Origin of the sequence: Demequina aestuarii, from assembly GCF_000975095.1 — a bacterium.
GTDB classification, from domain to species: Bacteria; Actinomycetota; Actinomycetes; order Actinomycetales; family Demequinaceae; genus Demequina; species Demequina aestuarii.
The window spans coordinates 229942-244163 of sequence record NZ_BBRD01000001.1 but is presented as its reverse complement, the minus strand read 5'-3'; the positions used below and the strand labels follow the sequence as shown (position 1 = coordinate 244163).

17 protein-coding genes are annotated in these 14222 nt (G+C 69.1%); 5 read left to right on the top strand and 12 right to left on the bottom strand.

Annotated features, from left to right (window positions below; all coding sequences use genetic code 11):
- Position 1: 1 nt before the first annotated feature.
- Genes AOP72_RS01170 through AOP72_RS01160 form a run of 3 tightly spaced genes read right to left on the bottom strand, consistent with a single transcriptional unit; the run spans position 2 to position 1437 of the window.
- Complete coding sequence (locus AOP72_RS01170) at positions 2 to 562, bottom strand: TlpA family protein disulfide reductase (protein WP_062131241.1); 561 nt, start codon at positions 560 to 562, stop codon at positions 2 to 4.
- The gene (locus tag AOP72_RS01165) at positions 559 to 1179 is read right to left on the bottom strand and encodes a histidine phosphatase family protein (protein WP_062131238.1); all 621 of its coding nucleotides are present in this window, start codon (positions 1177 to 1179) and stop codon (positions 559 to 561) included. The genes AOP72_RS01170 and AOP72_RS01165 overlap by 4 nt, the downstream gene beginning before the upstream one ends.
- A 21-nt stretch (positions 1180 to 1200) precedes the next feature.
- On the bottom strand, positions 1201 to 1437 hold the full coding sequence (locus AOP72_RS01160; protein ID WP_062131235.1) for a glutaredoxin family protein: 237 nt from the start codon (positions 1435 to 1437) through the stop codon (positions 1201 to 1203).
- Positions 1438 to 1485: 48 nt separating this feature from the next.
- On the opposite strand from AOP72_RS01160, the gene AOP72_RS01155 reads away from it, so the two are divergent.
- Entirely contained in the window at positions 1486 to 2349 is an 864-nt protein-coding gene (locus tag AOP72_RS01155) for an HAD family hydrolase (protein WP_084631085.1), read from the top strand.
- A gap of 123 nt (positions 2350 to 2472) precedes the next feature.
- On the opposite strand, the gene AOP72_RS13155 is transcribed toward AOP72_RS01155, so the two are convergent.
- A complete protein-coding gene (locus AOP72_RS13155; protein WP_005504750.1) occupies positions 2473 to 2571 on the bottom strand; it encodes a 30S ribosomal protein bS22 in 99 nt (32 codons plus the stop codon).
- Between the two features lie 66 nt (positions 2572 to 2637).
- Positions 2638 to 2877 carry a helix-turn-helix domain-containing protein gene (locus AOP72_RS01150; protein WP_062131232.1) on the bottom strand — a complete coding sequence of 80 codons (240 nt, stop codon included), beginning with the start codon at positions 2875 to 2877 and terminating at the stop codon, positions 2638 to 2640.
- A gap of 179 nt (positions 2878 to 3056) precedes the next feature.
- On the opposite strand from AOP72_RS01150, the gene AOP72_RS01145 reads away from it, so the two are divergent.
- Both AOP72_RS01145 and AOP72_RS01140 read left to right on the top strand, forming a co-directional pair.
- Positions 3057 to 4430 carry a TrkH family potassium uptake protein gene (locus AOP72_RS01145; protein ID WP_062131229.1) on the top strand — a complete coding sequence of 458 codons (1374 nt, stop codon included), beginning with the start codon at positions 3057 to 3059 and terminating at the stop codon, positions 4428 to 4430.
- Entirely contained in the window at positions 4423 to 5088 is a 666-nt protein-coding gene (locus AOP72_RS01140; RefSeq protein WP_062131226.1) for a potassium channel family protein, read from the top strand. The genes AOP72_RS01145 and AOP72_RS01140 overlap by 8 nt, the downstream gene beginning before the upstream one ends.
- Before the next feature lie 13 nt (positions 5089 to 5101).
- On the opposite strand, the gene gdhA is transcribed toward AOP72_RS01140, so the two are convergent.
- From gdhA to AOP72_RS01110, 6 genes are all read right to left on the bottom strand, one after another.
- Positions 5102 to 6451 carry an NADP-specific glutamate dehydrogenase gene (gene gdhA, locus AOP72_RS01135; RefSeq protein WP_062131223.1) on the bottom strand — a complete coding sequence of 450 codons (1350 nt, stop codon included), beginning with the start codon at positions 6449 to 6451 and terminating at the stop codon, positions 5102 to 5104.
- 69 nt (positions 6452 to 6520) lie between these two features.
- Positions 6521 to 6931 (bottom strand): GreA/GreB family elongation factor, encoded by a 411-nt coding sequence (locus AOP72_RS01130; RefSeq protein WP_062131220.1) that lies wholly within the window; start codon positions 6929 to 6931, stop codon positions 6521 to 6523.
- 100 nt (positions 6932 to 7031) lie between these two features.
- Positions 7032 to 7796, bottom strand: coding sequence for an anti-sigma factor (locus tag AOP72_RS01125; protein ID WP_062131217.1), 765 nt, complete (start codon positions 7794 to 7796; stop codon positions 7032 to 7034).
- Complete coding sequence (locus AOP72_RS01120) at positions 7783 to 8376, bottom strand: RNA polymerase sigma factor (RefSeq protein WP_238581569.1); 594 nt, start codon at positions 8374 to 8376, stop codon at positions 7783 to 7785. The genes AOP72_RS01125 and AOP72_RS01120 overlap by 14 nt, the downstream gene beginning before the upstream one ends.
- The gene (locus AOP72_RS01115) at positions 8373 to 9041 is read right to left on the bottom strand and encodes a class F sortase (protein ID WP_062131214.1); all 669 of its coding nucleotides are present in this window, start codon (positions 9039 to 9041) and stop codon (positions 8373 to 8375) included. The genes AOP72_RS01120 and AOP72_RS01115 overlap by 4 nt, the downstream gene beginning before the upstream one ends.
- Before the next feature lie 94 nt (positions 9042 to 9135).
- Positions 9136 to 9948 carry a DUF4397 domain-containing protein gene (locus tag AOP72_RS01110; protein ID WP_062131211.1) on the bottom strand — a complete coding sequence of 271 codons (813 nt, stop codon included), beginning with the start codon at positions 9946 to 9948 and terminating at the stop codon, positions 9136 to 9138.
- Positions 9949 to 10128: 180 nt separating this feature from the next.
- Between AOP72_RS01110 and AOP72_RS01105 the strand changes: the two genes are divergently transcribed.
- Both AOP72_RS01105 and AOP72_RS01100 read left to right on the top strand, forming a co-directional pair.
- Positions 10129 to 11124 (top strand): DUF4349 domain-containing protein, encoded by a 996-nt coding sequence (locus AOP72_RS01105; RefSeq protein ID WP_062131207.1) that lies wholly within the window; start codon positions 10129 to 10131, stop codon positions 11122 to 11124.
- Positions 11125 to 11432: 308 nt separating this feature from the next.
- Positions 11433 to 12413: a hypothetical protein gene (locus AOP72_RS01100; RefSeq protein WP_152650204.1), complete on the top strand. Its 981-nt coding sequence runs from the start codon at positions 11433 to 11435 to the stop codon at positions 12411 to 12413.
- Between the two features lie 15 nt (positions 12414 to 12428).
- Here the strand turns inward: AOP72_RS01100 and AOP72_RS01095 are convergent, their stop codons facing one another.
- On the bottom strand, positions 12429 to 14180 hold the full coding sequence (locus AOP72_RS01095; RefSeq protein ID WP_062131201.1) for a glycosyltransferase family 4 protein: 1752 nt from the start codon (positions 14178 to 14180) through the stop codon (positions 12429 to 12431).
- Between the last annotated feature and the right edge of the window lie 42 nt (positions 14181 to 14222).

Sequence of the window (14222 nt, the reverse complement as noted above, 5' to 3'; positions counted from 1 at the left end):
GTCACTCCCCCGCCGCGTCGACGAGCGAGCGCAGCGTCGAGGGCTCGACCGAGCCGACCACGCGGGCCGCGACCCTGCCCTCGTGGTCGAGCACCAGCGTGGTGGGGACGGCGTTGATCGCCACCAGGCCCTGGAGCTGGGCGATCGCCCGGCCGTCGGAGTCGTCGATGCTCGGGTACTCGACGCCGAACGTGCGGTCGAATGCGAGCGCGGTCGCGGCGTCATCCCGGCTGTTGATGCCGATGAGCTGCACGTCCTCCTGAGCGTCGAGAGCAACCAGGTCAGGCGCCTCGGCGCGGCATGGTGGGCACGAGGCGTACCAGGTGTTCAGCAGCACCACCTCGCCGCGGTGATCCGCGACGTCGACCGCCTCGCCCTCGAAGGAGATGCCGGACAGCTCGACGGGCTCACCTCGATCCGCAGGCGCCCACTCGGTCACGGTGCCGTCCCCGCTCACGTACCCCGGCGACTCTGAGGCGTCTCCTGGTGCACACCCCACCAGCCACAGCACGATCGCGATGACCACCGCGGCGAAGATCACCAGGCGGGCCCCGCGTCTCACGCGGGCACCTCGATGTGGCCGGCGGGCTCCCGATACGCCATCGCCACCGGCTCGCCGTCCTCGATCGTGAAGCTCGTGAGCGACGCGAGCCCGCACTGGCGCGAGCGCGGGTCGTGGAGGTAGCTGCGCTTCTCGAACGCCAGGCGCGCCACCCAGATGGGCAGCTGGTGGCTCACCATCACGGTGTCGGAGTCGGGATTCGCCGCCGCCGCATCGCGGATCGCTCCCCACATCCGATCGCGCTGCTCGACATAGGGCTCACCCCAGGAGGGCGTGAAGGGGTTGCGCAGCAGCCACCAGTTCCGCGGGTGCATGAAGTCAGCGGCTCCGGACTGGAGGGGCCGACCCTCGTAGGCGTTGAGGGCTTCGATGAGGCGGTCGTCGGTGACGATGTCCACGTGGAACGCCTCGGCCAGCGGGCGCGCGGTCTCCTGCGCCCGCAGGAGCGGTGATGCGACCACCTGTCCCACGCGGGTGCCGATCTCGACCAGGTCATCGGCGACGGCCTGCGCCATCGCCTGACCGGTCTCGGAGAGCCTGAACTCCGGCAGGCGCCCGTACAGGACCTTGTCCGGGTTATGGACGTGGCCGTGGCGGAGCAGGTGGACGACGGGCATAAGGACTATTGTCGCCCAGCCTCACGCGAGTGCGGAACGCAGGCGCGCTCGGTCGATGTGCCAGAAGCCCACCACCTGGCCGTCGACGATCACCACCGGAACCTCGTCGGCGTACCGCTCGAGCAGCCGCGAGTCGGCCTCCACGTCGACCTCGCTCCACGGCACGCCCGCCTCGTCGCAGACCTCACGCACCACGCTGCGGGCGTCCGGACACAGATGGCACCCCTGGCGGGTGATGAGCGAGACGCGGGCGGCCATGAAGACCAAGGATACGAGCGGTGCCGACGCCGTGGGTAGGCTGGCAGGGTGACTCGCTCCCCCGGGCAGGCCAACGCCGCCGCTGTTGCGGCGTTCTTCGACGTGGACAACACCATTGTCCGCGGCGCTTCCGCCTACCACATCGCTCGTGGCCTCCAGCAGCGCGGGTACTTCCGCTGGCGCGACATCGCGCACTTCGGATGGGAGCAGGCCAAGTACACGCTGTTCGGCGAGTCCCGCGAACAGCTCGATGAGCTGCGCGACGAGGCGCTCGGAGTCATCAAGGGCTGGTCCGCCGCCGAGATGGCGCAGGTGGGCGAAGAGGTCTACGACGAGGTCCTCGAGCTGAGGATCTACCCCGGCACCAAGGCCATCATCGATGAGCACCGCGCCCAGGGCCACCAGGTGTGGCTCGTCACCGCCTCGCCGGTCGAGATCGGGCGCGTGATCGCGCGCAGACTCGGCGCTACGGGCGCGCTCGGCACCGTCGCCGAGCAGAAGGACGGTCACTACACCGGCAGGCTGGTGGGCGACTTCCTGCACAAGGAGAAGAAGGCCGCCGCCGTACGCCAGCTCGCCGAGGACCAGGTGCTCGACCTGGAGCGCTCCTTCGCCTACGGCGACTCCGTCAATGATGGACCGATGCTCGAGGCCGTCGGCAATCCGTGCGCCATCAACCCCGACACCAAGCTGCGCGCACTCGCGATCGAACGCGGGTGGCCCATCGAGGAGTTCCGCAAGCGTCGCAAGAACGGGCGCAGGGGCGTCGTGAAGGCATCGGTCACCGGCACCGTGTGGGCCGGGATGGCCGTCGCGCGCGGGGTGCGTGGAGCGATTCGCGGCGTGACCGGTCTCGCCAAGACGGACGATGCGGCCGATCCCGCTCACGTCGGCGACGCTCGGTCGCTGTAGCGCCAGACGTCCTCTCCCGTGGCGACGGGCGCACCGCCCCGCCTCCAGAGACGACAAAACCCGCGCCACCATGACGGTGGCACGGGCGTCGTGACCTCAGCCGGGCATCGCCCGGCAGCGGTACTACTTCTTGTTGCGGCGCTGGTGGCGCGTCTTCCGAAGCAGCTTGCGGTGCTTCTTCTTCGACATGCGCTTGCGACGCTTCTTGATGACGGATCCCACGGAACCTACCTCAGATAGTCGGACATGCTCGGCGTCCAGTACGCGCTGGACGCGACAGACAAGGACTCAGCCTACCGTGCCCGAACGCTTGTCGTCATCCTGGGCCTCGAAGCCGCCCTGCAGGGCCGCCTGCTCCATGAAGGACTCGACGGCCGTGGCGGGCACGCGAAACGAGCGGCCGAACCGGACGGCTGGCATGTCTCCGGCGTGAACCCACCGGTAGACAGTCATCCGGGAGACGCGGAGCATCTCAGCCACCTCAGCAACGGTGAGGAACGTGGTGCGCGAGGCGCCATTGTCAGCCATGCAGTTCAGTCTCCCTCATCCGACATCCGGCAGGTATATCGGCGGGATGCTCCCTCTACTGTAGGGGCAGAAGTGACGGTTGTGAAGTGAGTGATTCGTGCCGATGATGATAATGGCGGCAGTCCCCACGTCTGAGAACCGCCAGCAAGCCCCCTGGTAGTGAGCCGCGAAGGAGTCGCATGGACAGGATGCGCGACGCTCGCGAAGTGATCGGCGAGTGGATCAGCCATATCGCGCTGCGATCCCCCGCCAGGCTGGCGCTCGGCACCTTCGGCGCAGTGATCCTGCTGTTCTCCGGATTGCTGTCCCTGCCTGCGGCAACGGCATCGGGAGAGCGGGCTCCGTTCATCGACGCGCTCTTCACCGCGACCTCCGCGGTGTGCGTGACGGGACTGGTGACGGTCGACACCGGCTCGTACTGGTCAGCGTGGGGCCTCGCGATCATCGCCCTCGGGATCAAGGTGGGCGGGCTGGGGATCATGACCCTCGCGTCGCTGCTGGGCCTCGCCGTCTCCCGGCGCCTCGGCCTCACCCAGCGGCTCCTCGCCGCCGGCGAAGCGCGGGCATCGGGTCTCGGCGACCTGCGGTCGCTCCTGCGCACGGTCGTCGTGGTCTCGTTCTCCGTCGAGATCGTCATCGCTCTCGTGCTGCTGCCCCGCTTCCTCACGCTGGACTACGGCATCGGGCGCTCGATCGGCTACTCGTCGTTCTACGCGATCTCGGCGTTCAACAATGCTGGCTTCACCCCTGACCCTGCCGGCCTCTACCCATTCGCGGCGGACTTCTGGATGCTGGTTCCGATCGGGCTCGGCGTGCTCATCGGCAGCCTGGGCTACCCGGTCTACCTCAACATGGTGCGCGGCTGGCAACGTCCTCACATGTGGTCGCTGCACACCAAGCTCACGCTGATCATGGTGGGCGCGCTCATGCTCGTCTCTGCGGGGTTCCTGGCGATCTTCGAGTGGAGCAACCCCGACACGCTTGGCGCCGCGTCCACTCAGGAGAGCATCGGCAACATCTTCTTCCAGTCGATCAATCAGCGTTCCGGCGGATTCGCGTCCTTCGACGTCGGTCAGGCCCGCGAGACCACGTGGCTGCTGGAGATCGTGCTGATGTTCATCGGCGGCGGATCGGGCTCGACTGCCGGTGGCATCCGGGTGACCACCCTTGCGGTGCTGCTGCTCGCCATCGTCGCGGAGGCCCGCGGTCGGCGCGACATGGAGGCCTTCGGCAAGCGGGTGGGCACCGAGGTGCTGCGCGGTGCCGTCGCGATCACCATGATCGGTGTGAGCGTCGTGGTCGTCGGCACGGCCGTCTTCATGGCTCAGACCAACATCACGCTGGACCGGGCGCTGTACGAGACCGTGTCGGCGTTCGCCACGTGCGGTCTCAGCACCGGCATCACCGCAGGACTGCCGCCCGAGGCCAAGGGCACGCTGATCGTCCTCATGTATGTGGGCCGCGTCGGCTCTCTCACCGTCGCCGCCGCGCTAGCGTTGAACAAGCAGCGCCGGGTCATCCGGTACCCCTCAGAAAGGCCGATCATTGGCTAGCAACGACACCACCGCATCGGGCGTCCTCGTGGTCGGGCTCGGGCGCTTCGGTTCCGCGCTCGCCGACACCCTCGACACCATGGACGTCGAGGTGCTGGCGGTCGAGCGCGACGGCGACCTCGTCGAGCGCTGGTCCAAACGGCTTCCCGTGGTCCAGGCCGATGCGACCGACCCGCGCGCACTCGAGCAGATGGGTGCGGAGGAGTTCTCCGCCGCCGTGGTCGGCGTGGGCACCTCCCTCGAGGCCTCGGTGCTCATCACCGGCAACCTCGTCGACATCGGCATGCAGGAGATCTGGGCCAAGGCCATCTCCACCGAGCACGCCCGCATCCTGCGACGCATCGGCGCACACCACATCGTCTTCCCCGAGTCCGATGCAGGCGCGCGCGTCGCCCACTCCGTGGGCGGCCGCATGCTCGACTACATCGAGATCGACGAGGGCTTCACGATCGTGAAGATGCGCCCACCCCTCGAGACCCACAACTTCTCGCTCGCGGAGCTCAAGCTGCGCGACAAGTACGGCGTCCAGGTGATCGGCGTCATGTCACCTGGCGGCGAGTTCGAGTACGGCTCCAAGTCGACCGTCCTCCACGCCGACGACCTGCTGGTGGTCGGCGGCGACGGCGACCTCGTCGAGAGGTTCGCTCAGCGCCCCTGAGCGATGGACGGCGTCACACCACTCCGAAGGCAAGCATCGCATCGGCCACCCTCGTGAAGCCGCCGATATTGGCGCCCGCCACGTAGTTGCCCGGGGTCCCGAACTCGTCGGCCGTGGTGAGGCAGCGGTCGTGGATGTCCCGCATGATCATGCGCAGCCGCTCCTCGGTGTACGCGAAGTTCCACGAGTCACGCGACGCGTTCTGCTGCATCTCCAGGGCGCTCGTCGCCACGCCGCCCGCGTTGGCCGCCTTTCCGGGCGCGAAGAGCACCCCGGCCTCCTGGAAGGCCTTGACCGCATCGGGCGTGGAAGGCATGTTCGCCCCTTCGGCGACTACTGCGCAGCCGTGGCGGATGAGGGTCTCAGCGTGGGCGCCGTCCAGCTCGTTCTGCGTCGCGCACGGCAGAGCGACGTCGCACGGCACGTCCCAGATCGACCCGGTGGCGACGAACCGCGCGCCGTTGCCGCGCTCCTGTGCGTAAGTCTCGATGCGGCCTCGTCGCGCCAACTTGACGTCCTTGAGCAGCTCGAGGTCGATGCCGGCCTCCTCGATCACATAGCCCCCGGAGTCGGAGACCGCGATCACGGTGCCGCCGAGCTCACGCGCCTTCTCGGCCGCGTAGATGGCGACGTTGCCCGACCCTGAGATCACGACGCGCCGGCCCTCGAGCGACTCCCCCCTCGCGTGCAGCATCTCCTGCACGAAGAACACAGTGCTGTAGCCGGTGGCCTCAGTGCGCACCTGGGACCCGCCCCACGTGAGCCCCTTGCCCGTCAGCACGCCGGACTCATACCGGTTGGTGATGCGCTTGTACTGGCCGAAGAGGTATCCCAGCTCGCGCGCGCCCACGCCCGTGTCACCTGCCGGGACGTCCGTGTGCTCGCCGATGTGCCGGTACAGCTCGGTCATGAAGGACTGGCAGAAGCGCATGACCTCCGCGTCCGACCTGCCCTTGGGGTCGAAGTCAGAGCCACCCTTGCCGCCGCCGATCGGCATCCCGCTGAGCGAGTTCTTGAAGATCTGCTCGAAGCCGAGGAACTTGACGATTCCCAGGTAGACGCTCGGATGGAAGCGCAGCCCGCCCTTGTACGGCCCGAGCGCCGAGTTGAACTCGACCCGGAAGCCACGATTCAGCTGCACCCGCCCGGAATCATCGACCCACGGCACCCGGAAGATGATCTGCCGCTCGGGCTCGCACAACCGGCTGACGACCTCGGAGTCCGCGTACTCGGGATGCTTGGCGACCACGGGACCCAGGCTTTCGAGCACTTCGCGCGTCGCCTGGTGGAACTCGTGTTCGCCGGGGTTGCGGCGCACGACCTCGTCGTGGACCGGGGCCAGCCTCTCGTGCAGGAGCGACATGGGGCCTTCCTCTCTGGATGAGCCCCAAGGCTGCGGATCACGTCCGAGGCCATGCCCCGGGGCGGGGTGTCAGCCGACGGGAGTCGCGGCGACGATGACGATGTCTCGATCGCCGCGTGGGGTGGTGAAGGTGACCTGGTCGCCCACGTGACGGCCGTCGACGGCTGCGCCCAGCGGAGACTCCAGCGAGAACACCGTGACGCCTCCCGCGAGGTCGTGGCCCAGCAGTGCGCGATCGCCCAGCACGAAGGCGGTCTCAGTGTGGTCCTGGACGCTGCGCACGGTGACGCGCATGCCGGTCTCGACGAGCCCGTCGTCAGGGCGGGTGCCGACCTCTACCGAGTCGAGGAGGGCGCGAAGCTCGACGATGCGGGCACGCGCGGAAGCATCCGCGTCGTCGCCGCGGGCGGTGAGGCCCCCGAGTTCGTCCACGAGTCGCCGATGCGCCTCAGGCGTCACCCACGTCCGTTCCTCCGCCACAGTTCACTCTCCTTGATCCACCCCTCTCCAGGCGAGATGGGTAATGGGACGAGAGCGTACCCCACTGGTGAGCACGCACTCCGCCGCGTAGGAGGTTCTGTCAGGTCTCCAGCACTCCGCGCGTGACGGATTCGCCGCTGTGCGTCGGCACGCCATCGAGCGGCTCCACGGAGATGTCGACGATGGGGAAGTCCGAGATGTCGAAGCCGGGAGGGAGCACGAACTCGCCGGAGCCCCCAGTGAGATGACCGAGGCTCACCATGCCCTTGATCGCCTCGTCGATGAGCCATACCTCGAGGTACGCGTCCTCCACGTCGCGGGTGTCGGTGTCGATCACGATCACCTGGGTGCCGTCGTCACGCGTCTCCACGACGGCGTCGCCCGCAGGCGCCTCCGTCGACAGATCGGTCAGTGGCGCCTGCGCCACGATCGCCGCCGGCTCGTCACCGCCGTTGATCCCGAGAGCGGCCCCGACACCGATGCCGCCCACCACGACCCCCGCTGCCGCTGCGGCGGCAAGCGACCATCGGGAGCCTCGTCGCGGCCTGCGAGAGGCCAGATCATCGTCGTCTGCGGTCGTGACTGCGGATGCGGGCCCAGACCCGTCGCTCTCATCCGCCTCGCCCGATGATCGGCTGGGGACGGCACGGTCGGAGTGCACCTCTGCGACGACCGCGTCCCACACGCGGTCCGGCGGCGTGAGCAGGTCACCGCCAGGCCCGGCCATCTGTACGCGCGCGACCATCGCTCGCAGCGACTCGACCTCGCCCCGGCACTCCACGCAGGTGGCGGCGTGCTCCGCGTCCGACGCGCTGCCGCCGCCGAGCGCGAACTCAGCCAGCACATCATCGTCAAGATGCGACATCGGACACCTCCCATCGGTCTCGCAGTTCGATCAATCCACGTCTGATATGGCTCTTCACCGTGCCGAGCGGCATGTCCATCCGCCTGGCGATCTGTTCGTGCGTCTCCCCCTCGAAGAAGGCGAGCGCCACGATCGTCGCGCGCGGCGGGCCGAGCGCATCCACCTCGTACGCGAGCAGCACGCTGTCGGCGTCGTCCGGCGTCACAGCGTCTGCCGGAGTCGACTCCTTCACCGCCTCGAGACGCCGATGCTCGCGCGACCGCGACTCGAGCGCATCGGCGATGCGCCGTTTGGCGATGCCCACCACCCACCCGCGCAGGTCACCCCGCACGGGGTCGAATCCCGCACGTCCGCGCCACGCCGAGACGAAGGTCTGCTGCGTGACGTCCTCGGCATCGGCCGTCGAGCCCAGCGAACGCACCGCCATGGTGTAGACCAACGGCGACAGGTCGCGGTAGAGCTCTTCCAGCGCACCGTCCTCACCCAGCGCAAAGGCACGAGCCGTGTCGTCACGGTCGCGCGGCGACGACGGGACAACCACCATCCGGACGGGCTCCTTCGCGATCATGACGGCACTCACCGCGCCGACTCGTCAATAGGCGTCGCGTAGACCACGACATTGTCCTCGTAGTGTCCCGTATCCCAGTCGAAGCGTCCACCACACGTGACGAGCACCAGTTGCGCGGGACCCGCGCGATCAAAGACGAGTCCCATGTCGACCTCGCGCTTGTTCGTCTTCTCGACCCGCGTGACCTCGTATGCGGTCTCCGCTCCGTCTGCGCTGTCGATGACGATCTGCGCCCCCTCGTCGATGTCCAGGAGTCTGGAGAAGGGACCAAGGCCGATGACGGCATCGTCGACATGCGCGGCGAGCACCGCGTTGCCCGCCTCGCCGCCCGGCGCCGGGCCGTATCGATACCAGCCCGCCGTCGAGGCAGACTCGGGGATCTCCATGGCGCCGTCGCCTTCCAGGCCCACATCCGTGACTGCCATGTCGATGTCGAGTGACGCGACGACGAGTCTCTCCGGCGGGACCGCCCTGAGCTCCGCGAGAGTCTCGGGCGACGTGTCGGAGATCTCCACCTCGCCCAAGAACACCGGTGCCCGCACTTCCCCGACGGACTCGCCGCCGGGCATGGTGCTCGAGTCGGTGGTCGACGGCGCGGTGGTCTCCGAGGCATCGTCGGCGGCGACCGCGCACCCGACCAGGAGGACGCTCACGAGGAGCGCGACGAGCGTGCGCATGGAGGAGAGTCCTTTCGTGTGAGACGCGGGTGTCGGGGACGCCGGGAGCGGGGACACGCCCTGGATCAGGACGTGCCCCCGCGTGACCGCACGGTCAGCGTCGAGCGGTCACCATTCGCCCAGCGGCTGCCGCCGCCAGCGCGAAGGCGAGGAGGATCGCAGCGATCGCTCCCGCCGGGACGCCGCGGTCAGCGGCGAGCCCCTGGGTGCCGGCCGCCACTTCGGACGGGCTGGACGAGTGGGTGTCGACGGTCTGGACAGCGAGGTCCAGGTTGCCGTCCGCAGCGCTGCCCCAGGCGTAGACGATGGTGTTCACGCCGTCGGCGATCTCCACGTCTGTGGGGCCGAGCACGGGGTCAGTCTCGCCGGTGAGCGAGACAGCGGCCTCGTAGGTGGCGGCGGGAACGTCGCCTGACACCTCGTCCGGGTTGGAGAGGTTCTCGAAGAGCACCGCACCGTCAGCCCACACGTCGACGGCAGGAGCCGCGGCCGTGTGACGCACGGTCAGCCGGCCCTCGCCGGCTGCAGTCTCGGAGATGTCGTTCGTGAACAGGTTCACGCCCGGGTCACCCTCGGCGGTGAGGTGGGCGACAGCGGTGTAGCTCATGCCCTCCTCCAGGGTGATGTCGATCGGGCCGAGCACCGGGTCCGAGTCGTCGGCGGCATCGGTCGCGGTGAGCGCGACGGTGTACGTGCCGGGCTCCAGGTCGAGCGGGCCGGCGAGGTCGCCGGGCTGGAAGTCGTCGATGGTGTTCGTGCCGTTGACGTACACGTCCACCGGGGTGTCGGGAATGCCGTGGAACACGGAGAGCTCCGTCATCCCGTCCTCGACTGCGAGGGCGGGGGCGGCGGCTCCAACGGCGATGAGCGCACCGGCTGCGACGCCGGCGATTGCTGACTTGCGCATGGTCCTTCTCCTTCTCCTGAGCTCGGGAGGGCGCCTGTTGCGACCTCCTTCACCCCGTACTTCCGACCGGGAGAGGGGTTTGGATGCAGCGACTCTGGATTTTTCCCCAAGAGTTGCGAATCGGCCTCAGTCACACCCCAACGATGGCGCTCTGCCAGGCGTCTCTCTAGCATGAGCGACATGACCGACAATCAGGACGCGACCGTGCGCCGCATGCGCCGCACGGGAGTCGTCGTGGGACTGATCGTCGCCGCAGCGGCTCTGGCGGGCTGCTCGTCGTCCGACGAGTCCTTCGATGCGGACGGATCACGTGCCGCCGATGCAGGCGGCGAGGCCGTCCAGGAAGAGGCGAGTGCCGACGTCGGCACCGAGGCGGGAACCGACGATCGCTCCCTGATCGTGACGGGGTCGCTCTACATGACCGTCGAGGATCCGATCGCGGCTGCCGACCAAGCCGTCGGCATGGTGCAGAGTGCGGGCGGTCGCGTCGACGCCCGCACTGAGACCGCCGCCGACGAATACGACGGGGGCTCAGCGACGCTGCTGCTGCGCATCCCGCAGGACAGCCTCGAGGCGGTGGTCGATGACCTCCGAGCGCTGGGCACGGTCGACCAGTTCGCGACGGAATCCCGCGATGTCACCACCGAAGTGACGGACCTGGATGCCCGGATCTCGACGCTCCGCGCCTCGACCGACCGCATTCAGGCGTTGCTGCTCGAGGCGGAGGACATCAAGGACATCATCGCGCTCGAGGACGAGCTCGCCGGTCGTCAGGCGGAACTCGAGAGCCTCGAGTCCCGGCAGCGGGGTCTCGACGATCAAGTATCGATGTCGACCATCGAGCTCTCGCTCACCACCGAACCCATCGTGATCGTGGACGATTCGCCCGAATCCTTCTGGGAAGGCCTGCGGTCCGGCTGGAACACGCTCCTGGCCTTCCTCTCCGGGACTCTGGTCGTCGCCGGCGTGCTGCTCCCGTGGGCGGCCCTTGCCACGATCCTGGTCGCCGCGACCGTCGTCGCGATCCGCGCGACGAGATCACGGTCGGCCCGCCAGGCGTCAGGGCCAGCACCCGCTCCCACGGCGCAGTCGGCCACCCCGAGCGCACCGCAGGAGACACCCTCCGCGCCCACCGACGACGACGCCGCACACACGAAGGCGCCCGGTCAGTGGTGAGTCGGTCAATGGCGGGGCCGAGACCGTCGCGGTGACCTGCACGACGGAACGTGGGACCATTCCCCTGTCACCACACGAACGGGGGTCTCATGGGGGTTCGATCGGTCGCCACGCGCGTACGTGCCCTCCAGTACCGCCTGCCTGAGTTCCCGTACGCCGCTATCGAGCGCGCCCGATGGGCAGTCACCGCGTCGCGCGCCCGCGACGTCAGCGTCCCTTCCGTCAGCCGCGACCCGGGGTCGCGAGCGCACGTGCTGATCGCGCCTGCCAACTTCGCGGGTCAAGGCACTGCCTGGGCGCGAGCACTCATGAAGGAGCAAGACGGCGTCACCGCCGAGGCATGGATGCTGACGTCGGAGGGGTCGTTCGCCTTTGACGCGGACCAGATCCTCCCTCGCGACGTACAGGGACGCGGCCGCAGCTGGCAAGACGCCCTCTTCGACGCCGTGGTCGACGGCTTCACCCATGTGGTGCTCGAATCCGGCCGCCCGCTCTTCGGATCACTGTTCGGCTACGACTCGGCCCGCGAGGCGCGGGCGCTCCAGCAGGCAGGGGTGACGGTCGCCATGGCGTGGCACGGCACTGACATCCGCCGCCCGTCCGTCGAGTCCGCCGACAACCCGTGGTCGCCCTTCCGGGACCGCAGCCACCGCGCCCACGTCGCCGCATTGGAGGCACGCGCGGTCCGCAACGCTCGCCTTGCCCGCGCCTCCGGCGTACCCCAGCTCGTGTCGACTCCCGACCTGCTCGCCCACCTCCCTGGCGCGCAGTGGCTGCCCGTCGTCGTGGACCCCTCACCCTGGGCGAGTGCGCCCCCGATCGACCTGTCCTCGCCGCCGCTGCGGGTCCTTCATCTGCCCTCCAACCCGTGGATCAAGGGCGGCGCGCTCCTCGATCGACCGTTGGCCCGCCTGGCAGCGCACGCGGAGATCGCGGTGGTGACACCGGGCCGACTGCCACCGACGGAGGTGCCACGGACCGTCGCCGATGCTGACGTGGTGCTCGACCAGTTCCGCCTTCACCTGTATGGCGTCGCCGCAGTCGAGGCCATGCACGCTGGCCGACTCGTGATCTCCCTCGCGGGTGCGCCGTTGCGGGACGCGGTACGCGCGGTCACGGCGGAGGAGCTGCCGGTGCTGTCCGCGACGCCGGATCAGCTCGAGGACGTGCTGCGCGGCCTCGGCGCTGACGACGTCGACACGTCGACGCTGGCTCGGGACTTCGCCGCCCGCTGGCACGACGGCAGGGAGTCGGCCCGCGCGCTCGCAACGGCGCTCGGCATCGACTGAGGTCAGCCGCGGGCGCTACCTCTGATGGGCGCTGAGGAACTCGTCCACGTCGTCGGGGCCCACCACGTGCGCGGCCCCCAGAGCGGAGGCGAGGGGGCCCGCCAGGGAGAGGCTCTCGCGATCGGCCGCGAGCACCCACCCCGTGGATCCAGCCGTAGCCACCATCCATGCGCTGTCGATCGCCTCGACTTCCTGTGCGGGCCGGCTCCCCGTGAGGTGGCGGCGCAACAGCGCTGCCTCGCCACGGGCGCGCGAGCGACGCCAGCGCGCGAGTCCGCGGTTGGTGGAGGTCGTTCCCCCCCTGGCAACGCGCCCGACCGCCCCGCCCATGCGAAGGGCCGGGGCCAGCACCGTGCGCACCGCCTTCGCGGCTGCCTCGGGCGCCATGCCCATCACCCCGGCCTCCGCCTTGAAGGCGAGCCGGCGATTCAGCTGGGGCCGGATGTTCAGCGGGAGCGCGCGGGCGTCGGCCATACGGGCCTCGTCCGTACGCGCGGTGACGAATCGGACGCGGTTGCCACGCCGGATCAGCTCGGGGACGGCATAGCGCACGCGGCGTGCGCCGTCGCGCGTGAGTGCGACCACCACCACGATGGGCGCGTCGTCGTCGGGCTCTGCGTGGAACGGCCCCCCGGCCGATGCGCGCGCCAGCCTGGTGCCGAAGGCTTCGCGTCCGTAGGCCTCCAGGACGGCGGCACGGGCGGCGGCAGGGTCCGCCGTCGGTGCCGCAGATTCGAGACCCTCGACCGCGTCGGCAACATCTGCCCGGCGAGCTGGAAGGCCGACCAAGGCGGCCTGACCGTAACGAGAGGGACCAGCCATGGTCTCTTCGGGGCCGGCGCAGGTGGTGACCACCACCGGAAGGCCCGCGGCCGCCGCCTCGACGATGGTCAGGCCGAAGGTCTCCAGGTCTGCGAGATGCACCAGGAGGTCGTGCTCAGCCATCAACGCAGGCAAGTCTTCTGGTTCGCGCGGGCCCAGGAAGTCGACACGATCAGCCACACCCACCTCTTCTGCGAGCGCCTCAAGCCTCTCTCGCATGGGCCCCTGCCCCACGATGCTCAGTCGTAAGTCCGAACGGTCAGGATGGCGGGCCGCGAACTCATCCAGCGCGCCGATGGCACGGTGGACACCCTTGCGGTCGATGAGGTTGCCGATGAACAGCCAGCGCGACAGCGCGACCGGTCGCTTCGCACGCAAGGCGAAGACGCGACCGTCCACGGGGTTCCCAGACGTCACGACAGTTGCGGACAGGTCAGGGAAAGCACGCCGAATGGTCCGCGCGGTGTCCTCGCCGACCACGAGGTGCACGTGCGAACGCTCGAGCATCTGCCGGTACGCGGGCGCTGCCGTGGGATGTGCCACGAGTGCCCGCGTATACGTGGCGTGCTCCACCGTGAGGAACGACTGCTCCGGCCTGACCAAGCCCGCGACGGCGGCCGCAGTGGGCATGCCGACATGCGCGTGCACCGCGTCAGCGGCCGCGAGCGCCTCGCTGGCGTGCCGGCTGATGGCCTCACGGTGCAGGACCGCGGTCTCCGCCCGGGAGAGCATGCCGTCGTGCGGTACGGTGATGCGGATCACCCGGCCGTATTCCTCGTCGGCCTCGGTGGCCGACTCCTGCTCGTCGGGGCCCACACTGCGGCAGTGAATCACCGTCACATCGCCAGGCGGCAAGGTGAGAGTCTTCAACCACTCCCGCACGAACGTGCCGCTGTACGGGGAATCCTCCGTAGGGAACCATGGAGTGACGATGGCAAGGCGCACGGTGCGGGCCTTTCGTTCAGAATGCAGAGGCCGCGCGGTGCG

Bases quoted from the DNA above. Each gene is read 5' to 3' on its own strand.
- AOP72_RS01165 (WP_062131238.1), bottom strand. From the start codon at position 1,179: ATGCCCGTCGTCCACCTGCTCCGCCACGGCCACGTCCATAACCCGGAC.
- AOP72_RS01160 (WP_062131235.1), bottom strand. From the start codon at position 1,437: ATGGCCGCCCGCGTCTCGCTCATCACCCGCCAGGGGTGCCATCTGTGT.
- AOP72_RS01150 (WP_062131232.1), bottom strand. From the start codon at position 2,877: ATGGCTGACAATGGCGCCTCGCGCACCACGTTCCTCACCGTTGCTGAG.
- AOP72_RS01145 (WP_062131229.1), top strand. From the start codon at position 3,057: ATGGACAGGATGCGCGACGCTCGCGAAGTGATCGGCGAGTGGATCAGC.
- gdhA (WP_062131223.1), bottom strand. From the start codon at position 6,451: ATGTCGCTCCTGCACGAGAGGCTGGCCCCGGTCCACGACGAGGTCGTG.
- AOP72_RS01125 (WP_062131217.1), bottom strand. From the start codon at position 7,796: ATGTCGCATCTTGACGATGATGTGCTGGCTGAGTTCGCGCTCGGCGGC.
- AOP72_RS01115 (WP_062131214.1), bottom strand. From the start codon at position 9,041: ATGCGCACGCTCGTCGCGCTCCTCGTGAGCGTCCTCCTGGTCGGGTGC.
- AOP72_RS01110 (WP_062131211.1), bottom strand. From the start codon at position 9,948: ATGCGCAAGTCAGCAATCGCCGGCGTCGCAGCCGGTGCGCTCATCGCC.
- AOP72_RS01105 (WP_062131207.1), top strand. From the start codon at position 10,129: ATGACCGACAATCAGGACGCGACCGTGCGCCGCATGCGCCGCACGGGA.
- AOP72_RS01100 (WP_152650204.1), top strand. From the start codon at position 11,433: ATGAAGGAGCAAGACGGCGTCACCGCCGAGGCATGGATGCTGACGTCG.